Genomic DNA, 22,876 nt, shown 5'->3' on the forward strand with positions numbered 1-22,876 from the left:
GTGACCCACCCTTGGCTGACACCTAGCGGCGCACTCCGCGCGCGCCCCAACCAGCCCATCCGGCGAAGGAGCCCGCGGCAGCAACGCTGCCTCTACCCCAGCCCTGCACCCACAACCAAGCCGGCGGCCAGCACCCAGCCCCACACGACACACCGCCTCGGCTTTGCGAATCCCGATTCCCGAATCCCGAATCCCTGGCCCCCAGCACTACCTCCCCACTCCCGATTCCCGTTTCCCGGCCGCATACGCCTGCGCCTGGCCCATCACCCGCAACAGGTTGCCGCCCCAGATGCCGGCGATCTGCTGCTCGGTGTAGCCCTTGCGCAACAGCCACGCGGTGATGCGCGGCAGGTCGGAGACATCTTCCAGGCCCACCACCCCGCCACCGCCGTCCCAATCCATGCCGATGCCCACGTGCTCGGGCCCGACCACTGCCAATAAGTGCTCAAGATGCGCGAAGAAGTCTTCTTCGGTGGCGCGCTTGATCGGGTAGCGCGCATCCAGCTCCTTCAGCGCGGCGCTGAGCTTGGTACCGTCGGCGATCTTGACGTGCTCCCAGCCGCCGTATTGGTCGGTGAGCGCCTTCTCGGCGGCCTTGCGCTCGGGGCTGGCGCCGCTGTCCACCAGGTAGCCGCCGTAGGAATTGACCTGGATCACCCCGCCATGCGCGGCCAGCACCTTCAGGCGCGCATCGTCGATATTGCGCGGGTGGTTGTAGACCGCGCGCGCACCGCTGTGCGAGAGCACGATCGGCACCGGCGACAGCGCGATCAACTGGTCGAACACCGCATCGGAGGCATGCGATTGATCGATCACGATGCCCAACGCCTGCGCCTGTTGCACCAGCTGTTTGCCGGCCGGGCTCAGGCCGTTCCACTCCGCGCCCTTGGGGTCGGTGGCCGAGTCGGCGAACTCGTTGTTGAGAAAGTGCACGGTGCTCATCAAGCGCAGCCCCTGCGCGTAATAGAAGCGCAGCAAGGTGGGGTCGGCTACCAGCGGGCTGGCGTTTTCCATGCTGATGTACACCACGCGCTTGCCGGCGGCCTTGATGCGCGCGGCGTCGGCCGGCGTGGTGGCCAGTGCAAAACGCTGCGGTTGCGCGGCCACCAATGTGTGGATCTTCAGCAGGCGCTGCAGACCGGCATCGCGATCGTCCAGGTGCGCGGCCGCACTGCGATCGCCCTGCCCGGTGTAGACCGCCCAGAACCCACCATCCAGCGCGCCTTCGACCATGCGCGGGTAATCCACCTGGGACAGGCGGTTGCCGGCATGCGCCTGCAAGACGTCGAAGTCGGCGCGTTCCAGATTGGCCGGCGTATCCAGATGCGAATCCAGCGTGACCAGGCGTTTCTGCAGGGCAGTCGCGCGCGCCAGTTCGGCCTTGGAAAACTCCAGCGCATGTGCGGGCAGCGCAGCGGCCAGCAACAACGTGGCAGACAGGCAAAGCGAACGCAGGTGCATGCGATCTCACAGGCAGTGGGGGTGAGCCGATCATAGCGGCTGGCTACACGCACTGCGGCCACACGTGGGACGCTGCAGCGCTGCGGTCGATCCGCACGGCGTGGCGTGCGATACGCGCGATGCAAGCGCAGTTCTGCGGCGATGCCGATGGCGTGCGCACGCGCGATGCTGTCGAGCGACGCCGCCATGCCGGCAACCACGGCGCGGGCGGCCGCTCGTCGTTGCAGATCGGTTTGATCTGCCTGGCAGCGCGCGCAAACCGCCTCGCGCGCTATATCGCTCAGTCGTCCAGTTCTGCCAGACGCGCGCGCACGCTGTCCACATCGATGTGTTCGCGCACATGCGGCCACTGCCGCGCCCACACCGAACGGAACACGATCCACGCACCGAACACGCCCAGACAGGTCGAGCCCAGCGCCAGCAGCAACGGGTGCAGCGGCGAACCGTCGCCAGTCTGGAACAGATACATGAAAGCCCCGGAAAACAGCAGCCAGACGCCGAACACCGGCCAGTTGCTGGCCAGCAGGCTGGCATTGGGCCGCTCGATCTGCCGCAGCAAGCGGCGCAGGGCCTTGCGTTCGTCTTCGTCGCTGGAGGTCATCGGCTGCCGGCTCCTGGTTGCATGTCTGCGTTGACCTACTGCTGGCCGGCGATGGCATCGCGCCGCGAAAGACGCCCGCTGCCTGCCACACGGCAGCGGGCGTCTTTCGCCGCAACGCGCTGCTACATCACCCGGCAGAACACCGCTTTCAGATAGCGCGATTCCTGCACGTGCGCCATGAACGGATGATCGGGACCGGCACCGGCCACCTTCAGGATCTGGATGGTGCGCCCGGAGAAATACGACGCGCGCCGCAGCATGTCCAGGAACTCCTGCTCGGCGACCAGGCCGGTGCACGAGAAGGTGGCAAACAGGCCGCCCGGCTTGACCACGCCCAAGGCCAGCTTGTTCATGTCCAGGTACTTCTTCAGCGCCGGAATCACCTGATCGCGGTCGCGGGTCATCTTGGCCGGGTCAAGGATCACCACATCGAACTGCTCGCCGCGGTTGGCCGCATCGCGCAGCCACGGAAAGATGTCGGCCTGCACGAACTTGGGCCGCACGTTATTGAGCTTGGCGTTGCCCTTGGCAATGGCAATCACGTCTTCGTCGATGTCCACGCCCAGCACTTCGGCCGCACCGCGCGCGGCGGCATACACCGCAAAGCCGCCGGTGTTGCAGCACAGGTCCAGCACGCTCTTGCCTTCGACCTGCTCGCTCAGCCACTGGCGGTTGTCGCGCTGGTCGGCGAAAAAACCGGTCTTGTGCGCACCGGCCGGGTCGGCGCGGAACTTGATGCCGTGCTCGGTGATCACCGCCGCTTCGGTGGTGGTGTTGCTGTGGAAATCGAAGCTTTCCTGCTTTTGCACATGTTCGTCGGCAAAGCTGTGGAAGCGGCAGCCGGGGAACTGTTCGCGCAGCGCCTCGTAGATCCATTCGCGATGACGGAACATGCCGGCGGCGAAGAACTCCACCACCACCAGGTCGCCGTAGCGGTCCACCACCAGGCCGGACAGGCCGTCGCCCTCGCTGTGCACCACGCGCCAGGCGTCGGACACGCCATCGAGCTTGAGCCAGTCGCGGCGCAGGCTCACTGCCGCGGCGATCTTGCGCGAGAACCAGCCCGCATCCACCGGTACCGACTGGTCGGTTTCCAGGATGCGCACGGCAATGCGCGAATGGCCGTTGTAGAAGCCGCGGCCAATCCATTCCCCATCCACGCCGACCACATCGACGATGGTGCCGGGCTTGGGCTTGGCGGCGGGCTTTTCCACCAGCTTCTGGAAGATCCACGGGTGGCTGGAGCGCCAGGCATTCTTGAGACGGACGACGGGGACTGGAATATTCATCGGCCCATTGTATCCGGCTGGATTGACGTGCCTGCGCCGGGCACGCAGAATCGGGCGCAGAAGGGGAGTAGCTCCCAGCGTTGTCGCCGTCATTACGAGCCCGCCATGTGCAGCGCTCCGGTGCAACGGCAACCGGCCCGGCCGGTTGCGAGCGAGACCTTCGCCGCGCAGGCGAAGGTCCGTCACCCGGAATCCACGATTTCCGTGTCACAAGGCCTCAGCCCGCCGGCTGTCCAGGCCGCTTTCACTTTTTTCGGGATTCTTATGCAAACCATTGGCAACGTGTGGTTATGGGGTGGCTTCGCGGTGGTGGTGATCGCCGCGCTGCTGATCGATCTGGTGCTGATGCGCCACGGCGGCGCCCACAAGGTCACCTTCAAGGAGGCCACCTGGTGGAGCATCGGTTGGGTGCTGCTGGCGCTGGCCTTCAATGCCGGGCTGTGGTGGTACCTGCAAGGCAGCGTCGGCGACGTCCAGGCCGACCAGATCGGGCTGCAGTTCCTCACCGGCTACCTGGTGGAAAAATCCCTGGCGGTCGACAACATCTTCGTCTTCCTGATGGTGATGACCTACTTCGGCGTGCCCGAAGAACAGCGCCAGCGCGTGCTGATCATCGGCGTGCTGGGCGCGATCGTGCTGCGCGCGATCATGATCTTTGCCGGCTCGATGCTGCTGGCCAAGTTCCATTGGCTGCTCTACGTGTTCGGTGCGTTCCTGCTGCTGACCGGCATCAAGATGTGGTTCTCCGCCGGCAAGGAGCCGGATCTGGAAGCCAACCCGGTGCTGCGCTGGATGCGCGGGCACCTGCGCCTGAGCCCGCAGTACCACGGCAACCTGCTCAGCGTGATCAAGGACGGCAAGCGCTGGTTTACGCCGCTGTTCGTGGTGCTGATTTTGATCGCGGTGATCGATGTGATCTTCGCGGTGGACAGCATCCCGGCGATCTTCGCGATCACCACCGACCCGTTCATCGTGCTCACCTCCAACGTGTTCGCGGTGCTGGGCCTGCGCGCGATGTTCTTCCTGCTGGCCGGCATGGCCGACCGCTTCCACCTGCTGCCCTACGGCCTGGCGGTGATCCTGGTGTTCATCGGCATCAAGATGATGATCATCGATCTGTACAAGATCCCGGTGCTGGTGTCGCTGGGCGTGGTGGTTGCGATCCTGGTGGCGACCATCGTGCTGAGCCTGCTGCGTCCGCCCAAGCCTGCCGGGCACTGAGGGGCCGGGATTGGGCAGTCGGGATTCGGGATTGGTGGCGCAGCCTGCACTGCTGGCAACCATGCGCGTCGACCAACTCGACAGGTCCTTGCCCGCTCACCGGCGCGGGACCCTACGCGGCATGGACGCCGCGCCAGCGCTTACAAGGACGTCCGTGTAGCGTGTCTCGCGATGGTGGGCGGGCAAGGGCCCTGCAGCCAAGCGACAGATCAACAATCAAAAGCCAGGTGAGTCGAGGGCGCGGTGCCCTCACCGCTCGCGGGACACACCGTGAACCCATCCCTGGGGGCTCGATGGCGGCATCCATGCCGCCAACGGTCCCGCAAGCGGCGAGGACACCGCACCAAAGAGTTGCAGGTGGCTTTGTTGAAAACAGGCGCAACGACCATCTCCCTTGGTCCTTGCCCGCTCACCGTCGCGGGACCTTGCGCGGCATGGATGCCGCGCCAGAGCTTACAAGGACGTACGTGCAGCGTGTCCGGCGATGGTGGGCGGGCAAGGACCCTGCAGCCAAGCAACAGATCATCCGTGATGCGGCGCAGGCGGATGCGCCAACGATCGGCGCCGGGATTGGATTATCCCGTCGCCGGGCCTGCTTATCCCGCGCCGGGCAGCTTGTAAAAACCCCGCGTGACGCCATCCGTGAAGGTATGACACCGCATCCTGTTGCCGCCGCAGAAACCACCACCCAAGCTCGCCTGGATCGTTCCCGGGTCTTGCGTGCCTTCAACATCAGCCTGGCCGCCGTGTTGTTGCTGGTGGCGGTGTTCACCGCCCAGGGCATGTTCGACTGGCGCGCCTGGGCGGTGGCACCGCTGCAGGCCGACGGCCTGCGCGGCATCCTCACCGCACCGCTGCTGCATGGTTCGCTGGCCCACCTGGGCGCCAACGCCGCGGCGCTGCTGATCCTGGGCACGCTGGCCGGCAGCGTGTATCCGCGTGCCACCGTCATGGCGCTGCCGCTGTTGTGGCTGGGCTCGGGCCTGGGCGCATGGCTGCTGGGCGAACCCGGCAGCCGGCATCTGGGCGCCAGCGGCGTGACCCACGGGCTGATGTTCCTGGTGTTCGTGCTGGGCCTGCTGCGCCGCGACCGCCCCGCGATCGCCACCAGCATGATCGCCTTCCTGTTCTACGGCGGCATGCTGATGACCATCCTGCCGCACGAAGCCGGCGTGTCCTGGCAATCGCATCTGGGCGGTGCGGTGGCCGGCCTGATCGCCGCCCTGCTGCTGCGCCTGCGCGACCCGCAACAGGCCAAGCCGCGCTACAGCTGGGAAGACGAGGACGAAGACGCTGCCTGGGAGGTGAGCAACTCCGAACACGCGATGCTGGAACCGCCACCGCCGCGTCAGGTGCCGGTGCTGTGGCAGCGCCAGGACGATGGCTCGCAGAGCGTGGTGCTGCATTTCCCGCCGCGCGAACGGCCGCCAGGTGCCTAAAAAATTTTCAGGCGACTTTCGAATCAATCAACGCCGTTGCTCCGCTCGCGCGATCGACGGCGTTGCTCTGCCCTGCGTAGGCGCGTGCCTGCGCGCGACGGGCTGTACCGCTAGAGCCCGTTGCGCTCTGGCGCGCTCCTACAGATGCTGATTAGCGCGCGGGGCGCCCGCTCAATGCGCGCCGCGCCAGGCCCGGGTCGTCGGCGAAGAACGCATCGATGCCCGCATCCAGATACGCCTGCAACTCGACCAACGCACCGGCGTCGTTGCGCTCGGTCACCGCGCCGCTGCTGCGGTTGTTGGCGGCCAGAAAATAATTTTCTGGACGGAACGTATACGGCTGCACCTGCAACCCGGCCGCATGTGCGTCGTGCACCAGGCTGGTGGGCGCGCCCAAACGTTGCTGCGCATCCAGCGGGATGATGCTGCGGATGTCGGGGCCGATCGCATCGGCATATGTCGCGACCTGCTTCAGGCCGTCGGGCGTGATCATCTGCCCGTAGGTCTTCGGCGCATCGTCCGTGCCGGCGGGCAGCGCCATCTGCGCGCCACCGAGCAACTGCAGCAGGCCGATGTTGCTGGTGCGCCCGATCTTGTCGCGCAGATAGCGCAGATTGCCGGTCTCGAACGACTGGATGATCACCGGCGCAGTCCGGGTATAGGCATGCGCCTGCAAGGTGGCCAGCACCTTGTCTTCCATCGGCAGGCCCAGCGCCTTGAAATAGCTGGGGTGCTTGATCTCCGGAATCAGCCCGATCGTGCGGCCGGTCGCGGCAGATTCGGCCGCGACGAAATCGATGATCTCGTCCAAGGTCACGATCTGGAACTGGCCATCCCAGCGCGTGCCACGCAGCTGCGGCAGCCGCTCGCGCGCACGTAGCGTCTTCAACTCGGCCAGGGTGAAATCTTCGGTGAACCAGCCTTCCATCGCCTGACCGTCGATGGTCTTGCGGGTCTTGCGCGCAGCGAATTCCGGGTGGCTGGCCACATCGGTGGTGCCACCGATCTCGTTCTCGTGCCGCGCGATCAGTACGCCATCCTTGGTGGACACCAGATCCGGCTCGACAAAATCGGCGCCATCGACAATGGCTTTGGCATAGGAGGCCAGGGTGTGTTCCGGACGCAGCGCACTGGCGCCGCGGTGCGCAAAGATCTGCACCGTCTTGGCCAGCGGCGCTTCGGCAACTGCCGGGCCGTTCATGCCAACCATCATCGCTCCCACCAACCAGATACGACCGAACTGCATCATGCATCTCTCCAACGAAAAACAGGTACCGAATCGACGCCTGACCGCCGGGCGAGTCTGGTCGATAGGCGGCGCGGGAGGTACGACTGTACATCCCGCTTCCGCTGCATCGTCAGCACCCGCCGGAACATCACTCGCGACGTCTTGTTCGCCAGCCTAAAACTGTCTGCGTCGATGGAAACCGGAATTCGGTAAGCAACCGCAAGACCGGCTCTTATGATTCCCAATCCCGATTCCCCTCCTCAGAACTTCGCATCCAGCGTCAAGAACACCTGCCGCGGCGCACTGGCATGGAAGGCCAGCTGGCGGCCGTTGGGATCGCTATTGGCGAAGGCCGTCAGGTTGGAGGCGTAACGCTTGTCGGTAAGGTTGGTGACATTGAGCGAAAGCTTGAGCCCCTGCAGCACGCCAACCTGGCCGAAGTCATAACCACCGCCCGCATCGAAGGCGGTGTAGCCGCCGAAGCCCTGGTCGTTGGTATAGGTGTAGTAGCGCTGGCCGGTGTACTTGCCGCGCAGGTTGAGATTCCACGGCCCGTAATTGAAGGCCAGTTCGCTGGCGAACATGCGCTTGGGCGTGTCGACGGTGTATTTGCCGGCGGTGGGAATCACCACGCCGTTCTGCACGTAGTTGTCGTCGTAGGTCGAACGGTTGATCGAGGCCGAGTTGTACCACTGCAGGTAGCTGGTCGGCTTCCAGATCACCGTCAGTTCGCCGCCGCGGCTGCTCACCGAGCCCACGTTGAAGAAGCGCGTGGTGCATGCGGGCGTGGTGCCCTGCTGGATGCTGGCGCAGGGGTTGAGCGAAAGCAGGCGGTTATCGAAGGTGACGTCGTAGCCGACCAGCGAGGCTTCGAAGCGGTCGCGCACGAAGCGATAGCCGGCTTCCAGCGTGCGCGATTTCTCCGGCTCCAATGCGCCGACGCTGGCATCGAACGAGGCCTGGGTCACCAACAACGGGCCACCGGCGCCGCCGCCCTGGAACGCGGCGATGTTTTCCGCGTACGAGGCGAACACTTCCTGGCCTTCGGCCAGGCGATAGCCCACGCCGATCTGCGGCAACACCGATTCGCTGGCCTTGAGCGAACCGGTGGCCACCGGCGCTTCCACTGCCACGCCCGGCGTCTCGCGCGCGGTCATTTCGGTGCTTGGGCTCTTGATGCCCAGGTCCAGGCTCAGACGCTCATTCAGGAACTTGAAATTGCCCTGCACGTAGAACTGCCGCGTGGTGATGATGTAGTTCTGCGAGAACAAACGGCGATTGGGATTCTGAAGGAACTTGTCGTCGCTGACCGGACCATCGATCCAGTAGAAATTGCGCTCCACATCGTGATGATTGCGCTCGTACCACAGGCCCGCTTCCAGATGATGCGGGCCAAGATCCCAACCGAGCGAGGCGATGCCGCCGGTGCGGTTGATCCAGTAATTGGTGCTGCGGATGGAGATCGGCAATGCCTGCGGCGTACCCGGATTGGATGCCTGGCCCGGCGACCACCAGTGGCCCTGGCCCTTGTTTTCATGGTGATAGACCTGCGTGTGCAGGCTGATCGCATCGTTGGGCTGGAAATCGCCGGCCACGTAGAACAGGTCGTCGTCGCGCAAGGCGCGGCTCTGGTAGTACGCATCGTCGATGTTGTCGACACCGCCGCTGAAACCGCAACGCGCGGCATTGCGCGTGGCCGGTGCGCAATACGCCGCAGCCAATGCGCGGTTCCAGTCCGGCGCGTACAGATTCCAGTCCCAGCCCAGGCCGCGCGCCATGCCGCTCTTGGACAGGTACGCATAGTCGGCCTGCGAAGTACGCGAGGTATCGGCGAATGCGGTCAGCTTGCCGCCATCGAACTGGTAAACGCCCTTGGCATTGAACTGCCGCGTGGTGGTCGGCGATTCCGGGCGCGCCCACATGTCGGCTTCGGCATCGATGCCGGACACATACGCCGAAAACCCGTTGTAATCGCCGGTATCCACGCGCAGGAAGGTGCGCCGATTGGTATCGGAGCCCACCGTCTGCGACACCTGCCCGCCGAATACGCTGGACGGATCTGCCGAGTAATACTGGATGGTGCCGCCCAGGTTGCTGGTCGACGCCGTGCCCAACGCACCGATGCCCGAGGCCAGCTCCACGCCACCGAAGTTTTCCGCAATCAATGCGCGGCTGATGTTGAGGCCGTTGTAGTTGCCATAGGCGTTGTCGCCCAGCGGCAGGCCGTCGAGCGTATAGCCCAGGCGCGTACCGTTGAAGCCGCGCAGGCTGATCGTCTGCGATTCTTCGTTGGCACCGAACGCATCGTTGGATTGCACGTTTACGCCCGGCATGCGGTTGAGCAGCTTCTGGATGCTGGTGCCCGGCGGCAGCACCGCAATGTCCTGCGGGGTGATGCGCTGCACCTGGCGGGTTTCGCCCTGGCCGATCACCGACACCGCATCGAGTTGCTGCACGGTCGCACCGGTATCGGCAGACACCTCAGGGTCGGCGGCGTAAGCGGCAGGCGCGAGCACGAGCGCGGCGAGAACGGCGGCACTTAACTGATGGGTCTTGGGCATGAGCGGCGTTGGGGACGAGTCAAAAGATGGCGGCAAGCGTGCGACAGTTGTCTTGCGTCGATGCGACCGAAACATGACAGTGCAACGACAACCGTTTCGCATCCCTGGCCGTTGCTGCGTCGCGTTGGCATGCAGCTGTCATCGAGCCGTCGTAATCTGCGGGCTCTTCCATTCGTGTTGTCTGAGGTTGCCATGTCGCAGCGCATTGCTTGCCACTCTCACCGGACGCTGGTCAGCGTTGCCATCGCCGCATTGTTGATCGGCAGCGGCATCGCAAGTGCACGGGACAAGGCAGCCGCGAAAGATTCGGTGCTCGCCACCGATGCGCATGGGTACCTGGAGAAACAACAACTGCCCGACAGCGTGCAGCTGGTGCCACCGCCACCGCAGGAGGGCAGCGCTGCGCTCGCCAACGACGAGGCAGTCGCCAAGGCCATGCTCGCCCTGCGCGGGACACCGCGCTGGGAGCTGGCCGCGCAGGACGCGGTGCTGAGCTTTCCGGCTGCGGCCACGCACTTCAGCTGCGCGCTCGGCATACAGATCGACCAGACAAGCACCCCGCATCTGATCCGTCTGCTCGAACGCAGCATGCGCGATGCCAGCACCGCGACCAGCGCCGCCAAGGCACGCTATCAACGCCCGCGTCCTTTCATGCGCAATGCGCAACCGATGTGCACCCCGGCCGATGACACGGCCCTGCGCAAGAACGGTTCCTACCCCTCCGGCCACACCGCCATCGGCTGGACCTGGGGCCTGATCCTGTCCGAAATCGCCCCCGCCCACCGCGACGCCCTGCTCGCGCGCGGCCGCGCCTTCGGCGACAGCCGCCTGGTCTGCAACGTGCACTGGCAGAGCGATGTCACCCAGGGCCGCGTGGTAGGCGCTGCCACGGTCGCCGCATTGCACGCCAATCCTGCGTTCGAAAAAGACCTGGCCGCCGCACGCCGCGAGATCGAACAGGCGCAGGCCAAGCAGCCGGCTGCGTCCTCGGTGGCTGCGTGCAACGCGGAAAACCAAGCGCTAGGGACCGCATTGCCTGGGGTGCTGTAGTCCACCGCAAGCGCATGGCCGATGCGCCTGCGGTGCTCGGACGATGTGCGAGAGGTTGCGCCCGCATCGCCGTCCACGCAGATGATGTGCGGCGGCAGCTGCGTCTGGGTGCGGCCCGGTTCCGACGGTTGCCGCGCGCCTCATCGCGCTGGGCATCGCCGCATCACTTGCCGATGCAAAAACTCGAGAAGATCTTGCCGAGCAGGTCATCGGCACTGAGCTTTCCGGTGATCTCGCCGAGCGCTTCATGTGCCAGGCGCAGTTCTTCGGCAGCCAGTTCCAGCTGCTCGAAACCCAGTTCCAGATCGGCAGCGTCCACGTGTTGTTCGGCGCGACGCAGCGCCTGAACATGCCGCGTGCGGGCAGAGAATTCGCCCTCGACGCTGTCCACGCCATCGCCGAGCGCAAGCGCGCGTAGGCGGATGTGCAATTGCTCCAGTCCCTGCCCGGTCACGGCAGAGACAGCGATCGCATTGGCATCGAGCGATGCGGCATTGCCGAGCAGATCGCATTTATTGTGGATCCACAGCTGACGCGGCACGGCATCGACGGCATCGCCAATGGCATCGCGGGCGGCCTGCGGGTCGCGTGCATCCAGCACCACCAGTGCCAGGTCCGCGCGCTCCAGCTCGGCGCGTGCACGGCGCATGCCTTCGCGTTCGATCGCATCGCCGCCATCGCGCAGGCCGGCGGTATCGACCAGGGTCAACTCGAAGCCGTCGAGCTGGATGGCTTCGTGCAAGGTGTCGCGGGTGGTGCCGGCGACATCGGTGACGATCGCCCGGTCGCTACCGGCCAGCGCATTGAGCAAGGAACTCTTGCCGGCGTTGGGCGGACCGATCAACACCGCATGCAGGCCGTCGCGCAACTTGCGTCCGCGTTCGGCATCGCGCAGCAGCTGGGCGAGCACGTTGCGCGCCTGACCCAGACCATCGCGTAGTTGGTTGCCGCCCAAGGTGTCGAGCGGCTCGTCGGCAAAGTCGATGGCCGCTTCCACGTGGATACGCAGGCGGGTCAGGGTGTCGGCTACCGCATCGACCCGTCGCGAAAACACCCCGTCCAGTGCGCGCCGCGCGGCGCGGGCCGCCCGCAGGTCGCCGGCTGCGATCAGGTCGGCAATCGCTTCGGCCTGCGCAAGATCGAGCTTGCCGTTCAGGAACGCACGCTCACTGAATTCACCGGCGCGTGCCTGGCGGGCGCCCAGTTCGATGCAGCGGGCAACCAGTTGCCGCAACAGCACCGGGCTGCCATGGCCTTGCAGCTCGACGACGTCTTCGCCGGTAAAGCTGTGCGGCGCGTGGAACCACAGCGCAATGCCATCGTCGATGACGGCGCCCTGCCCGTCGCGAAAACGCGCGTAGTGCGCATGCCGCGGCTGCATCCGCGCAATTCCCAGTTGCGCTGCAATCTGCACCGACTGCGGCCCGGACAGGCGCACGATGCCAACGCCGCCGATTCCGGCAGCACTGGCGATGGCAACGATGGTCGAAGCGGAAGACGACATGCGCACTGCTCTACGTGGATTGAAAAAGGACACCTGGAGTTTAAACGGCGCAGGCAACAGCGCCGACCCACGTATTTGCAGGCACTTTTGAATCACCTCCCATGACGACATCCGCGCTGTCTGGCGTCTGCACGCCATGTCGTGTCGCGCGTCCGGTCACAACGATTGCAGCTGTGCGCGCGCCTGCTCGGCACCACTGCCTTGCGGCTGCAATTCCAGGTACGTGGCATAGGCCTTGCGCGCCTTGTCGCGATCGCCTGCCTTTGCATATGCATCGCCAAGATTGAGATAGGCCACCGCGCGCGAGGGATCGATCTTCAAGGTATTTTCCAGCCAGCGCGCCGATTCGGCAAAGCGCCCCTGACGGTAATACACAAAGCCCAGGTTGTTGGCCGCCAGCGCGAAATCCGGACGCAGCTTCAGTGCCTCGGCAAATTGCTCGGCCGCATCGGCATAGCGTTTTTCCTTGTACAACTGCAGGCCGCGTTCGTTGGCCAGTTGTGCACGTTGGCGATCGCTGCTCTTCGCTGCGGTGGGCAACACCAGCGTGGCCTGGCCACCTTGCAGTGTCTTCACCGTCACCGGCACTGCAGCCACTGCCACACCGGCTGCGGCGGGCACAGGACGTGCTGCGTCCACGCGTGAGTTGAGCGCAATCGCATCAGCCGACAGCTGCGCGGTCTGCGCAGTGAGAAATTCTTCGCCGCTGGGAACCTGGAACACGAATTCGCCGCCTTGCGAACCGGGCAGGCTGCCGAATGCCGGCGTCTGCGCCGAGACTGCCGACACCGCGGGCGCCACGTACGCGGCCAGTTCGGTTCCGGTGATCAAGCCATCGCCATTGAGGTCGCCCTTGCCAGCCAATGCCTGCAACAGCACCCAGGTGAACACCGAATGCCCATTGGGTCCGCTATCGGCCACCTGTTGATCGGCGCCGCCGGCGGTGAGCATCTGGCGCGCGATACGCCGCGCGTTCTCGCGCAGGTACGCGCTGGACGTCGGCCCGCCACGTGTCAATCCCAGCCCGCTGTAGCACGCATCCATCACGAACAAGACGTGCTTGGCCTGCAGGCTTTCGGCGATGTTCTGCAAATCGCTCATTGCGATCGCATCGCTGGCCAGATGCTGCGGGTCCGAGTCGACCGGAATGATGTAACCCAGATCGCGACCGGAAGCGAGCCGTCGTGTGGCGCCATGCCCGGCAAAGAACACGAACACGCGGTCGTTGGTTTGTGCACGGCCTTCGCCGAGGCGGTCGTGGAATGCGGCCAGGATATTGTTGCGCGTGGCCTGCCCGTCCTTGAGCACGATCACTTGCGAGGACGGAAATCGCAACGGCCCGGTCAGGGTACTGGCAATCGCCTGCGCATCGTTGGCCGCATATTCCAGCTTGGGCCAATGCGCGTAGTCGTCGATGCCGATCACGATCGCCCACGATTTCGCATAGCCGGTGGTCACCGTGGCATCGGCCGCCGCGCCGGGTGCGCGCGCGACCGAGAACTCGCGGCCATTCCAGCCGGCGAACTGGTAACCGTCGGCGATCAGACGATCCAGAATCTGCGGCAGCGCCTTCACTGCGCGGTCGTGGATGTCATGAAACAGCACGATGCCGCGCTGGTCCTTGTTCACTTGATCGAGCACGCGTTGCACGATGGATTCCGGCACCGGATCGGCCCAGTCCAGCGAGTCGATGTTCCACATGATCGATTTCAGGCCGGCTTCGCCCAGCAGCTGCAAGCCTTCCGCATTGCGTGCGCCATATGGAAACCGGAACAGCGGCGCGCGCTTGTCGTCCACCGCACGCAGCAAGGTGTCGGTATCCAGAACCTGGCGACGCAGTGCATCGCCGGTGGTCTTGGACAACTGTGCGTGGGTCAGGCTGTGGTTCCCCACCGCATAGCCTTCTTCCATCAGCGAATGACTGATCTTCGACAGCGGCGCAAGTTGCGGTTTGCCGTTGGCATCCAGGCTGCCGAGGTTGCGCCCCACTTCGAAGAACACGCCAGGCACATCGTAGCGCTTGAGAATCGCAACGATCTCTTCGGTGTAGGCCTTGTGCGGGCCATCGTCGAAGGTGAGCACCACTGTCTTGGGCGGCAGGTCGCGGCCGAACACTTCGCTGTCGCTGTCGCGCGCGGCGAACGGGTACGGCTCTACCACGCCATGGTCGCGCAGGATGTTCTCGCGCGTATAGAGCGTGCGCAACTGCGCCACGTAGTCGCCCCACTTCTCGCGCTTGGGCACGATCGCCCGGCTGCGATCGAAACGGCTGAAGATCTGCGTCAACTCCTTGTTGTAGCTGCGCTCGATCTCGTCCAGCGCCTCCAGATCCTCGCCGATGCGCTGATGCAGTTTCACCGCCGGCAATGCAGAGTCACGGCCGATGCGCGCATGCAGATCGCGCAGCACCTCGGCAAATGCCAGGCGGTCGGCATCGAACAGATCCGGCGCAGATTCCACCTCGTCCAGCACTGCGGAAATCGTCGCGAACCGGCGCGCGTCCTTGGAAGCGAGAATCGTGTCCAACGATGCGGCAATGCGTTCGCGCTGCTCCAGGTTTTCGTGAAACAGTTGCTGGCCCACGCTGCTGGAGGTGGCGCGATCGCGGGGCGTTTGTTTGTCCTCATCGGCCAGCAGCACGATGATGCGGCGGTGCCGGTCCAGCTGTTCGCGCAGTTGCGCGATCAATTCACCGGTGGCGTTCCCGGTCTTGTCCGCCTGCGTGCCAGCGCTCGTTGCAGCCGCGGGCTTCGCAGCGCCGGCAGCATCGCTGGCGTCCTGCGTGCCGCAGCCGGCCAGTGCCAGCACTCCCACGCAACTTGCGCACAGCAACAGGCGATGCAACGGCGATGTGGTCACGACGGCGTCCTTGGCGAAAGAGACAACAGGCGCTCAATGCGGGCTGACATGCAGAAAGCCCGCCTTGCGGCGGGCCTTCGTGTACTTACTTGGCGTTGGCCTGGATGATCTTGCTCGGCTTCTCGCCGTGCTGGCGGATCATCCACCACTGGATCAACAGGCCCAGCCCGCCGTTGACCACCCAGTACAGCACCAGGCCGGCCGGCATGAAGGCCATCATGACGCCGAACACCAGCGGCATGAACTGCATCATCTTGGCCTGCATCGGGTCCATGCCCGGGGTCGGGGTCAGCTTCTGCGTCGCCCACATGATCGAGATGTTGAGCAGCGGCAGGATGAAGTACGGGTCGCGCGCAGTCAGATCCTGGATCCAGCCCAGCCACGGCGCCTGGCGCAGTTCCACCGACTCCACCAGCACCCAGTACAGCGCGAAGAAGATCGGCATCTGGATCAGCAGCGGCAGGCAGCCGCCCATCGGGTTGATCTTTTCCTTCTTGAACAGCTCCATCGTCGCCTGCTGGTACTTGACGCGATCGTCGCCGTAGCGCTCCTTGAGCTGCGCCAGGCGCGGCTGGAAGCGGCGCATCTTGGCACCGGACTTGTACTGGGCAGCCGACAGCGGATACAGCGCCAGGCGCAGCAGGACCACCAGGCCGATGATGGCCCAGCCCCAGTTGTGCAGGAAGCTGTGCAGATGGCTCAGCACCCAGAACAGGCCCTGGCCGATGATGGCCATGATCGAGAAGCGGCTGTAATCGACCACGCGGTCCAGGCCCTTGACGTCTTCCTTGGCGATCAGGCTGACCAGCTTCGGGCCTACCCACAGGCGCGCTTCGGTGCTGGCGGTTTGGCCAGGCGCCACGGTGAAGGCCGGGCCACGCAACTCGGCCACGTCGCGCGGGCCGTCCTGGGCCAGCACGTACAGCGAGGCCTGGTCCTTCTGCGGAATCCACGCGGTGAAGAAGTGGTGCTGCAGCAGCGCCACCCAGCCGCCGGTGATCTGGCGATTCAGGCCTCCGTCGTCCATGTAATCCTTGAACGCACGGCGCTCGTAGCCTTCCTGCGGGCTGTACCAGGTCGCGCCATTGAAGCTGAAGGAATCCGGATTGGTCATGCCGCGGCTGAGGATGGTCGGCACCCGGCTCAGCTTCCGGAACACGTAGCCGTTCCACGGCGCGCCACTCTTGTTGATCACCTCGTCCTTGATCGAGATGGCATAGCGGCCGCGCTCCAGGGTAAAGGTGCGACGGATCGAGACGCCGTCGGGGCCATTCCAGACGAACGGCACCACCAGCGTGTTCTGGCCCTTGGCCATTTCGAACGTCGTGCCCGGCTGCTCGGCGCGGAAGCCGCCTACACCCGGCACCGGCGAATGCTCGCTGGCCCAGCCGCTGGTGGCGTTATACGGGTGCGCCGGATCTTCGGTCAGCAGGCTGACCGGCGCGGTGCCGTCCTTGGTCTGCGGGAATTGCAGCAGCTCGGCATCGAGCACGCTGCGGCCGTCCAGCTTCAGGCGCAGCACATCCGAGGTCAGGGTCACCACCGGCGCAGCGCCGGCTGCAGCCGGTGTTGCCGCAGTGCTGCTGGTCGCCGGCACCGTGCCCGGCGCGCCGGCCTGCGGAATGGGTTGGGCCGAAGGCACATTGGCCGCGCTCGGCGCTGCCGCATCCGGATCGCGCGCCGCCGGCACCGCCTGGGTGGCCGCGGCCACCGGCGCATTGGCAGCCGCCTTGTCCTTGCCCCACTCCATCCACAGCAACGCCGCGACCATCAGCCAGGCAAAGATCAGGAAAACACGGGTCTGGTTCATCGGGCAGCAACTCGCTCAGTCGGAACTACAGTTCCGGCTCTGTCGGGGAAGGGGAGGATGGGCGCACCGTCCTGGCGGGCGGCATTGTGCCGGGCGCAGCAGGCAGGGGCAATGCGCCGGCACGGCGCAGCAGACGCACGAAGGCATCGCGGATCTGTGGATTGGTCGCTTTTGCCGCCGCCGAGCGCGCCACGATGACGTAGTCACCACCGGCCAGCTCGGGCAATAGATGCCGCATGGCATCGCGCAGCACACGTTTGATGCGGTTACGTCCGACCGCGCGCGTATCGACCTTGCGCGACACGGCCATGCCCAGGCGCGGCGGCGTATCGCCGGTGCGCCAGTGCAGGCTCAGGAGTGGGTCCGAGGTGCGACGTGCAGTATCGAAAACGATCGTATATTGCGCACGCGTACGAACCCGCGCAGAGCGAGGAAATCGCCTGCACGGGTTCGATGCGTTCACGGTAGGGACTGCCTCGGCCGCAGGGAGCGGCGCGGCAATCAAGCGCTCAGGCGCTTGCGGCCCTTGGCGCGGCGGCGAGCCAGGATCTTGCGGCCGTCGGCGGTTGCCATACGTGCGCGGAAGCCATGGTCGCGTGCTCGCTTGAGATTGCTGGGTTGGAAAGTACGCTTGGTGGCCATGGGGCCCTCTGCATGAATGGAGATGAATAGAACCGGCAATTCTATAGGCCTGCTGCGCCGCGGGTCAACACCCTGCTTGCCTTACCGCGGAAGAGGACGGCGGCGGCCTGTGGATGGCCCTGTGAATAACTCTGGGAAAACCCTGCCCTCGGTGCTAGTCTGGTCCATCCTCTTTTCACTACCGGGCTGCGAGCACGGCGCTTTTCTGCGCCCCGCGGCCGGCAACAGATGATCACACGTTGATGGATGCTTGGCCCCGCTGTCTGGAACGTCTCGAAGCCGAATTCCCGCCCGAAGATGTCCACACCTGGTTGAAACCCCTGCAAGCCGAAGATCGCGGCGACAGCATCGTGCTGTACGCCCCGAACGCCTTCATCGTCGACCAGGTTCGCGAACGGTACCTGCCGCGCATCCGCGAATTGCTGGCGTATTTCGCCGGCAACGGCGAAGTCGCGCTGGCGGTCGGTTCGCGTCCACGTGCGCCCGAGCCGGCCCCCGCAGCGGCGGCGGTGCCAAGTGCGCCCCAGGCTGCACCGATGGTGCCGTTCGCCGGCAACCTGGATTCGCATTACACCTTCGCCAACTTCGTCGAAGGCCGCAGCAACCAGCTGGGTCTGGCCGCCGCGATTCAGGCGGCGCAGAAGCCCGGCGACCGCGCGCACAACCCGTTGCTGCTGTACGGCAGCACCGGCCTGGGCAAGACCCACCTGATGTTCGCGGCCGGCAATGCGCTGCGTCAGGCCAATCCGGCCGCCAAGGTGATGTACCTGCGTTCGGAACAGTTCTTCAGCGCGATGATCCGGGCGCTGCAGGACAAGGCGATGGACCAGTTCAAGCGCCAGTTCCAGCAGATCGATGCGCTGCTGATCGACGACATCCAGTTCTTCGCCGGCAAGGACCGCACCCAGGAAGAGTTCTTCCACACCTTCAACGCGCTGTTCGATGGCCGCCAGCAGATCATCCTGACCTGCGACCGCTACCCGCGCGAAGTGGAAGGCCTGGAGCCGCGCCTGAAGTCGCGCCTGGCCTGGGGCCTGTCGGTGGCGATCGACCCGCCGGACTTTGAAACCCGCGCGGCCATCGTGCTGGCCAAGGCACGCGAGCGCGGCGCCGAAATTCCCGACGACGTGGCATTCCTGATCGCCAAGAAGATGCGCTCCAACGTGCGCGACCTGGAAGGCGCGCTCAACACCCTGGTGGCGCGTGCCAACTTCACCGGCCGCTCGATCACGGTGGAATTTGCCCAGGAGACGCTGCGCGATTTGCTGCGCGCCCAGCAACAGGCGATCGGCATTCCCAATATCCAGAAGACCGTGGCCGATTACTACGGCCTGCAGATGAAGGACCTGCTGTCCAAGCGGCGCACCCGCTCGCTGGCGCGCCCGCGCCAGGTGGCGATGGCGTTGGCCAAGGAGCTCACCGAGCACAGCCTGCCGGAGATCGGCGACGCGTTCGCCGGCCGCGACCACACCACCGTGCTGCATGCCTGCCGGCAGATCCGCACGTTGATGGAGGCCGACGGCAAGCTCCGCGAGGACTGGGAAAAGCTGATTCGCAAGCTCAGCGAGTAGGCCATCGGCTGCCATCGGCGCCAGGCTGGAAAAAAGCGTGGAAACGTTGGGGTCAAATGCGGGAGAATCTGTGGATAACGTTGCACCGCAGTCCGGCTGGAAAACTATCCACAGGTTTTCCGACCAGCTCAGGCGCACTAGTCCAACGCGTTTCAGATGCTGAAATGTCTTTGGAAACAAATAGTTACGGTGGTTATCCGCTGAAAACGGCCCTACCATCACCACCAAGCTTTTGATTTATTCCATATTTTTTAAAGCATAGGGGCACGGAACCACATGCGTTTTACACTGCAGCGCGAAGCCTTCCTCAAACCATTGGCACAAGTGGTCAATGTGGTCGAACGCCGTCAAACCCTGCCCGTCCTGGCCAACTTGCTGGTCCAGGTCAAGGACGGACAGGTCTCGTTGACCGGCACCGACCTGGAAGTGGAAATGATCTCGCGCACGCTGGTGGAGGACGCGCAGGACGGCGAAACCACGATTCCGGCGCGCAAGCTGTTCGACATCCTGCGCGCCCTGCCCGACGGCAGCCGCGTCACCATTTCGCAGACCGGCGACAAGGTCACCGTGCAGGCTGGGCGAAGCCGCTTCACCCTGGCGACGTTGCCGTCCAACGACTTCCCGTCCGTGGACGAGGTCGAGGCGACCGAGCGCGTCGTGGTGCCCGAAGCCGGCCTCAAGGAGCTGATCGAGCGCACCGCGTTCGCCATGGCCCAGCAGGACGTGCGCTACTACCTCAATGGCCTGTTGTTTGACCTGCGCGACGGCTTGCTGCGCTGCGTGGCCACCGACGGTCATCGTCTGGCGCTGTGCGAGATGGAGCTGGAGAAAGCCGGCGGCGCCAAGCGCCAGATCATCGTGCCGCGCAAGGGCGTGACCGAGCTGCAGCGTTTGCTGGAAGGTGCCGATCGCGAGGTCGAGCTGGAAGTGGGACGTAGCCATATCCGCGTCAAGCGCGGTGATGTGACCTTTACGTCGAAGCTGATCGACGGCCGGTTCCCGGACTACGAGGCAGTGATTCCGATTGGTGCCGATCGTGAGGTCAAGGTGGATCGTGAAGCGCTGCGCGCGTCGCTACAGCGTGCCGCCATCCTGTCCAACGAGAAGTACCGCGGCGTCCGTGTGGAAGTGTCGCCGGGTCAGCTGAAGATCAGCGCGCATAACCCCGAGCAGGAAGAGGCGCAGGAAGAGATCGAGGCCGATACCAAGGTCGACGACCTGGCTATCGGCTTCAACGTCAACTATTTGCTCGACGCGCTGTCGGCACTGCGCGACGAGCACGTGGTGATCCAGCTGCGTGACGCCAATTCGTCTGCATTGGTGCGTGAGGCCAGCAGCGAGAAGTCGCGCCATGTGGTGATGCCATTGCGTCTCTAACGCTTCGTTCCACGTGGAACACGCAAAAGCCCGGCATCTGCCGGGCTTTTTGTTTGCGCCATTCGGGGGCTTGTTGTGTGTAGATAAGCATCGCGGCCAAGTCGTCTGTGGCGACCAAATGGGGCGTGGGTCGAGCTATGGCGCCTGTGCATGATCTGAAGGGATAAAGCGCTGACGTAAGCGTGGGAGCTATGCCTTCGATCCGATCGATCGACCAAACGCGCTCCACGCGCTTGCCACGGCGCTGCTGTGTTGGCTGGACATCGGCGCCAGGGTTGAGACGCGGTACACATCGAGTTTCAGAATCCACATGGGACGGCCGCGGATCCAGCTCCGACTTGGTCGAACGTCAGGACAAGACTCACCGCGGCGCGTACGTGGGTCCTTTACGGCCTGTTGCCGTCGCCACGCCTCTTCGCGTTACGTCAGCAGTGTCCTGAAATTTTGGACTGGCCTGGCACCTGGCGACTCAGCGAGGTCCGAAAGTCTCAACGTGGCCGGAGCCGAGCCTGATTCATGCGCCCTGTCTTTGGCCGTCGAGCTGGCCTGGTCTGGGACACAGCGAAAGCAGGCAGAGAACAAGACATCTTCTCTCTCATGCGCCGTTGGGTTTGAAACTACGTTCGTTCAAACTGAACAAATTCAGCTAAAGGTGAATCAACTGATTTGCTACCGCCCCTTGCCGGCGAGACCTAGCGTTCAGCTGTTCAGCTCCCTACTGTTTCTGACTTATGCACATCGCGCTTTGCTTTTAAATCTATAAATAACTTAAGAGCTTTGTGGTAATGGTAGGCGCAGATTTCGCGTAAAAACACCTCAAGTGATTGTTCTTAAAGGAAATTAGCGGGTCGAAACCCTGTGCTTATCGGCCTGTTTTACGGCTTACAAGCTGTGGATAAGCAAAAACACCGCCCTCCGCCCCCTTTTTATCCACATGTTATCCCCCGCCTGTCCCGCCATTGTCGCCGGCCACGACTGCGCGCGTTTCGTGCCGATCCCGTATCCTTCGACCCGACCGGCATGCCGGATTACAGCCCGGAGCACACCGATCGATGCATGTAGTGCGGTTGTCCATTCATCGGCTTCGCCGGTTTCACACGGTCGAGCTTCATCCCTCCAGTACCTTGAATCTGCTGACCGGCGACAACGGTGCGGGGAAGACCAGCGTGCTCGAAGCGCTGCATCTGATGGCCTACGGCCGCAGCTTCCGCGGGCGCGTCCGTGACGGCCTGATCCAACAAGGCGCCAACGACCTTGAAGTTTTCGTGGAATGGAAAGAAGGCAACGGCGCTGCGGGCGAACGGACGCGTCGAGCCGGCCTGCGTCATAGCGGGCAGGAATGGACGGGACGTCTGGATGGTGAAGACGTGGCGCAGCTTGGCGCGCTTTGCGCTGCGCTGGCAGTGGTGACGTTCGAGCCCGGCAGCCACGTGCTGATCAGTGGCGGTGGCGAACCTCGCCGCCGCTTCCTGGATTGGGGCCTGTTCCACGTGGAACCCGATTTCCTCACCATGTGGCGCCGCTACGCCCGGGCGCTCAAGCAACGTAATGCGTTGCTGAAGCAGGGCGCGCAGCCACGCATGTTGGACGCCTGGGACCACGAACTCGCCGAATCCGGCGAGAGCCTGACGTCTCGGCGCACGCGCTACCTGGAACGCCTGCAGGAGCGGCTGGTTCCCGTGGCAGACGCGATCGCGCCCTCGCTGGGACTGTCTGCGCTGACGTTCGCTCCCGGCTGGAAGCGGCACGAGGTCTCGCTGGCGGACGCCCTGCTGCTTGCGCGCGAACGAGATCGCCAGAACGGCTACACCTCGCAAGGCCCGCACCGCGCAGATTGGGTGCCCAGCTTTCAGGCACTCCCTGGACGGGACGCGCTTTCCCGGGGACAGGCCAAGCTCAGCGCCCTCGCTTGCCTGCTCGCACAGGCGGAGGACTTCGCCTACGAACGCGGCGAGTGGCCGGTCATCGCCCTGGATGATCTGGGCTCGGAGCTGGACCGGCACCATCAGGGGCGTGTGCTGCAGCGGCTCGCGTCCGCGCCCGCGCAGGTGCTCATCACCGCAACCGAAACCCCGCCTGGCCTTGCAGATGCCGGCGCACTATTGCAGCAGTTCCACGTGGAACACGGCCACATTACGCGACAGGCAGCGGCCCACTGAGCCGCAACGGCCGGCTCGTGCCGGCTGGTATAATTTGCTCGCTATCCCCCTTTTCCCACGGTGCGGAGCGGCTATCGCCGCCTTCGCCCGTGTTGTGGAGCCAA

The 22,876-nt window shown here is 64.6% G+C and carries 16 protein-coding genes; 6 read left to right on the forward strand and 10 right to left on the reverse strand.

The window, feature by feature from the left end; all coding sequences use genetic code 11:
- Window positions 1-207 precede the first annotated feature (207 nt).
- From HLH45_RS04730 to HLH45_RS04740, 3 genes are all read right to left on the reverse strand, one after another.
- Window positions 208-1,461: a dipeptidase gene (locus HLH45_RS04730; protein WP_008573114.1), complete on the reverse strand. Its 1,254-nt coding sequence runs from the start codon at window positions 1,459-1,461 to the stop codon at window positions 208-210.
- Between the two features lie 280 nt (window positions 1,462-1,741).
- Window positions 1,742-2,062, reverse strand: a complete 321-nt coding sequence (locus HLH45_RS04735; RefSeq protein ID WP_003482258.1) for a hypothetical protein — start codon at window positions 2,060-2,062, stop codon at window positions 1,742-1,744.
- 122 nt (window positions 2,063-2,184) lie between these two features.
- Window positions 2,185-3,351: a class I SAM-dependent rRNA methyltransferase gene (locus HLH45_RS04740; RefSeq protein ID WP_008573115.1), complete on the reverse strand. Its 1,167-nt coding sequence runs from the start codon at window positions 3,349-3,351 to the stop codon at window positions 2,185-2,187.
- 264 nt (window positions 3,352-3,615) lie between these two features.
- Here HLH45_RS04740 and HLH45_RS04745 point away from each other — a divergent pair, with 264 nt between their 5' ends.
- Together HLH45_RS04745 and HLH45_RS04750 are read left to right on the forward strand one after the other, a co-directional pair.
- On the forward strand, window positions 3,616-4,572 hold the full coding sequence (locus HLH45_RS04745) for a TerC family protein (RefSeq protein WP_008573117.1): 957 nt from the start codon (window positions 3,616-3,618) through the stop codon (window positions 4,570-4,572).
- A 650-nt stretch (window positions 4,573-5,222) separates the two neighbouring features.
- Complete coding sequence (locus tag HLH45_RS04750; protein ID WP_033478680.1) at window positions 5,223-6,011, forward strand: rhomboid family intramembrane serine protease; 789 nt, start codon at window positions 5,223-5,225, stop codon at window positions 6,009-6,011.
- A gap of 151 nt (window positions 6,012-6,162) precedes the next feature.
- On the opposite strand, the gene HLH45_RS04755 is transcribed toward HLH45_RS04750, so the two are convergent.
- Window positions 6,163-7,260, reverse strand: a complete 1,098-nt coding sequence (locus HLH45_RS04755; RefSeq protein ID WP_008573008.1) for a glycerophosphodiester phosphodiesterase — start codon at window positions 7,258-7,260, stop codon at window positions 6,163-6,165.
- Window positions 7,261-7,499: 239 nt separating this feature from the next.
- Window positions 7,500-9,800 carry a TonB-dependent receptor gene (locus tag HLH45_RS04760; protein WP_008573007.1) on the reverse strand — a complete coding sequence of 767 codons (2,301 nt, stop codon included), beginning with the start codon at window positions 9,798-9,800 and terminating at the stop codon, window positions 7,500-7,502.
- Between the two features lie 192 nt (window positions 9,801-9,992).
- On the opposite strand from HLH45_RS04760, the gene HLH45_RS04765 reads away from it, so the two are divergent.
- A complete protein-coding gene (locus tag HLH45_RS04765) occupies window positions 9,993-10,850 on the forward strand; it encodes an acid phosphatase (protein WP_008573006.1) in 858 nt (285 codons plus the stop codon).
- Between the two features lie 163 nt (window positions 10,851-11,013).
- Here HLH45_RS04765 and mnmE read toward each other — a convergent pair whose 3' ends face one another.
- The 5 genes from mnmE to rpmH all read right to left on the reverse strand — a co-directional run bounded on the left by mnmE (window position 11,014) and on the right by rpmH (window position 17,665).
- Window positions 11,014-12,354, reverse strand: a complete 1,341-nt coding sequence (gene mnmE, locus HLH45_RS04770) for a tRNA uridine-5-carboxymethylaminomethyl(34) synthesis GTPase MnmE (protein ID WP_008573005.1) — start codon at window positions 12,352-12,354, stop codon at window positions 11,014-11,016.
- A 156-nt stretch (window positions 12,355-12,510) separates the two neighbouring features.
- The gene (locus HLH45_RS04775) at window positions 12,511-15,213 is read right to left on the reverse strand and encodes a polysaccharide deacetylase family protein (protein WP_033478679.1); all 2,703 of its coding nucleotides are present in this window, start codon (window positions 15,211-15,213) and stop codon (window positions 12,511-12,513) included.
- 85 nt (window positions 15,214-15,298) lie between these two features.
- Window positions 15,299-17,023, reverse strand: a complete 1,725-nt coding sequence (yidC, locus tag HLH45_RS04780) for a membrane protein insertase YidC (RefSeq protein WP_008573001.1) — start codon at window positions 17,021-17,023, stop codon at window positions 15,299-15,301.
- 25 nt (window positions 17,024-17,048) lie between these two features.
- Window positions 17,049-17,486 carry a ribonuclease P protein component gene (rnpA, locus tag HLH45_RS04785; protein WP_007968218.1) on the reverse strand — a complete coding sequence of 146 codons (438 nt, stop codon included), beginning with the start codon at window positions 17,484-17,486 and terminating at the stop codon, window positions 17,049-17,051.
- A gap of 38 nt (window positions 17,487-17,524) precedes the next feature.
- Window positions 17,525-17,665: a 50S ribosomal protein L34 gene (rpmH, locus tag HLH45_RS04790; RefSeq protein ID WP_002805908.1), complete on the reverse strand. Its 141-nt coding sequence runs from the start codon at window positions 17,663-17,665 to the stop codon at window positions 17,525-17,527.
- Between the two features lie 242 nt (window positions 17,666-17,907).
- Here rpmH and dnaA point away from each other — a divergent pair, with 242 nt between their 5' ends.
- The 3 genes from dnaA to recF all read left to right on the forward strand — a co-directional run bounded on the left by dnaA (window position 17,908) and on the right by recF (window position 22,772).
- Window positions 17,908-19,236 (forward strand): chromosomal replication initiator protein DnaA, encoded by a 1,329-nt coding sequence (dnaA, locus tag HLH45_RS04795; protein ID WP_008572980.1) that lies wholly within the window; start codon window positions 17,908-17,910, stop codon window positions 19,234-19,236.
- Between the two features lie 276 nt (window positions 19,237-19,512).
- On the forward strand, window positions 19,513-20,613 hold the full coding sequence (dnaN, locus tag HLH45_RS04800; RefSeq protein ID WP_005912436.1) for a DNA polymerase III subunit beta: 1,101 nt from the start codon (window positions 19,513-19,515) through the stop codon (window positions 20,611-20,613).
- Window positions 20,614-21,665: 1,052 nt separating this feature from the next.
- Window positions 21,666-22,772, forward strand: coding sequence for a DNA replication/repair protein RecF (gene recF, locus HLH45_RS04805; RefSeq protein WP_033478678.1), 1,107 nt, complete (start codon window positions 21,666-21,668; stop codon window positions 22,770-22,772).
- Window positions 22,773-22,876: the final 104 nt, after the last annotated feature.

Source organism: Xanthomonas euvesicatoria, assembly GCF_013112235.1.
In the GTDB taxonomy this organism is placed as follows: Bacteria; Pseudomonadota; Gammaproteobacteria; order Xanthomonadales; family Xanthomonadaceae; genus Xanthomonas; species Xanthomonas euvesicatoria.

Coding starts and splice junctions, on each gene's coding strand:
- HLH45_RS04735 (WP_003482258.1), bottom strand. CDS start 2,062: ATGACCTCCAGCGACGAAGACGAACGCAAGGCCCTGCGCCGCTTGCTG.
- HLH45_RS04745 (WP_008573117.1), top strand. CDS start 3,616: ATGCAAACCATTGGCAACGTGTGGTTATGGGGTGGCTTCGCGGTGGTG.
- HLH45_RS04765 (WP_008573006.1), top strand. CDS start 9,993: ATGTCGCAGCGCATTGCTTGCCACTCTCACCGGACGCTGGTCAGCGTT.
- HLH45_RS04755 (WP_008573008.1), bottom strand. CDS start 7,260: ATGATGCAGTTCGGTCGTATCTGGTTGGTGGGAGCGATGATGGTTGGC.
- HLH45_RS04760 (WP_008573007.1), bottom strand. CDS start 9,800: ATGCCCAAGACCCATCAGTTAAGTGCCGCCGTTCTCGCCGCGCTCGTG.
- recF (WP_033478678.1), top strand. CDS start 21,666: ATGCATGTAGTGCGGTTGTCCATTCATCGGCTTCGCCGGTTTCACACG.
- HLH45_RS04740 (WP_008573115.1), bottom strand. CDS start 3,351: ATGAATATTCCAGTCCCCGTCGTCCGTCTCAAGAATGCCTGGCGCTCC.
- HLH45_RS04730 (WP_008573114.1), bottom strand. CDS start 1,461: ATGCACCTGCGTTCGCTTTGCCTGTCTGCCACGTTGTTGCTGGCCGCT.
- HLH45_RS04750 (WP_033478680.1), top strand. CDS start 5,223: ATGACACCGCATCCTGTTGCCGCCGCAGAAACCACCACCCAAGCTCGC.
- rpmH (WP_002805908.1), bottom strand. CDS start 17,665: ATGGCCACCAAGCGTACTTTCCAACCCAGCAATCTCAAGCGAGCACGC.
- yidC (WP_008573001.1), bottom strand. CDS start 17,023: ATGAACCAGACCCGTGTTTTCCTGATCTTTGCCTGGCTGATGGTCGCG.
- dnaA (WP_008572980.1), top strand. CDS start 17,908: ATGGATGCTTGGCCCCGCTGTCTGGAACGTCTCGAAGCCGAATTCCCG.
- dnaN (WP_005912436.1), top strand. CDS start 19,513: ATGCGTTTTACACTGCAGCGCGAAGCCTTCCTCAAACCATTGGCACAA.
- mnmE (WP_008573005.1), bottom strand. CDS start 12,354: ATGTCGTCTTCCGCTTCGACCATCGTTGCCATCGCCAGTGCTGCCGGA.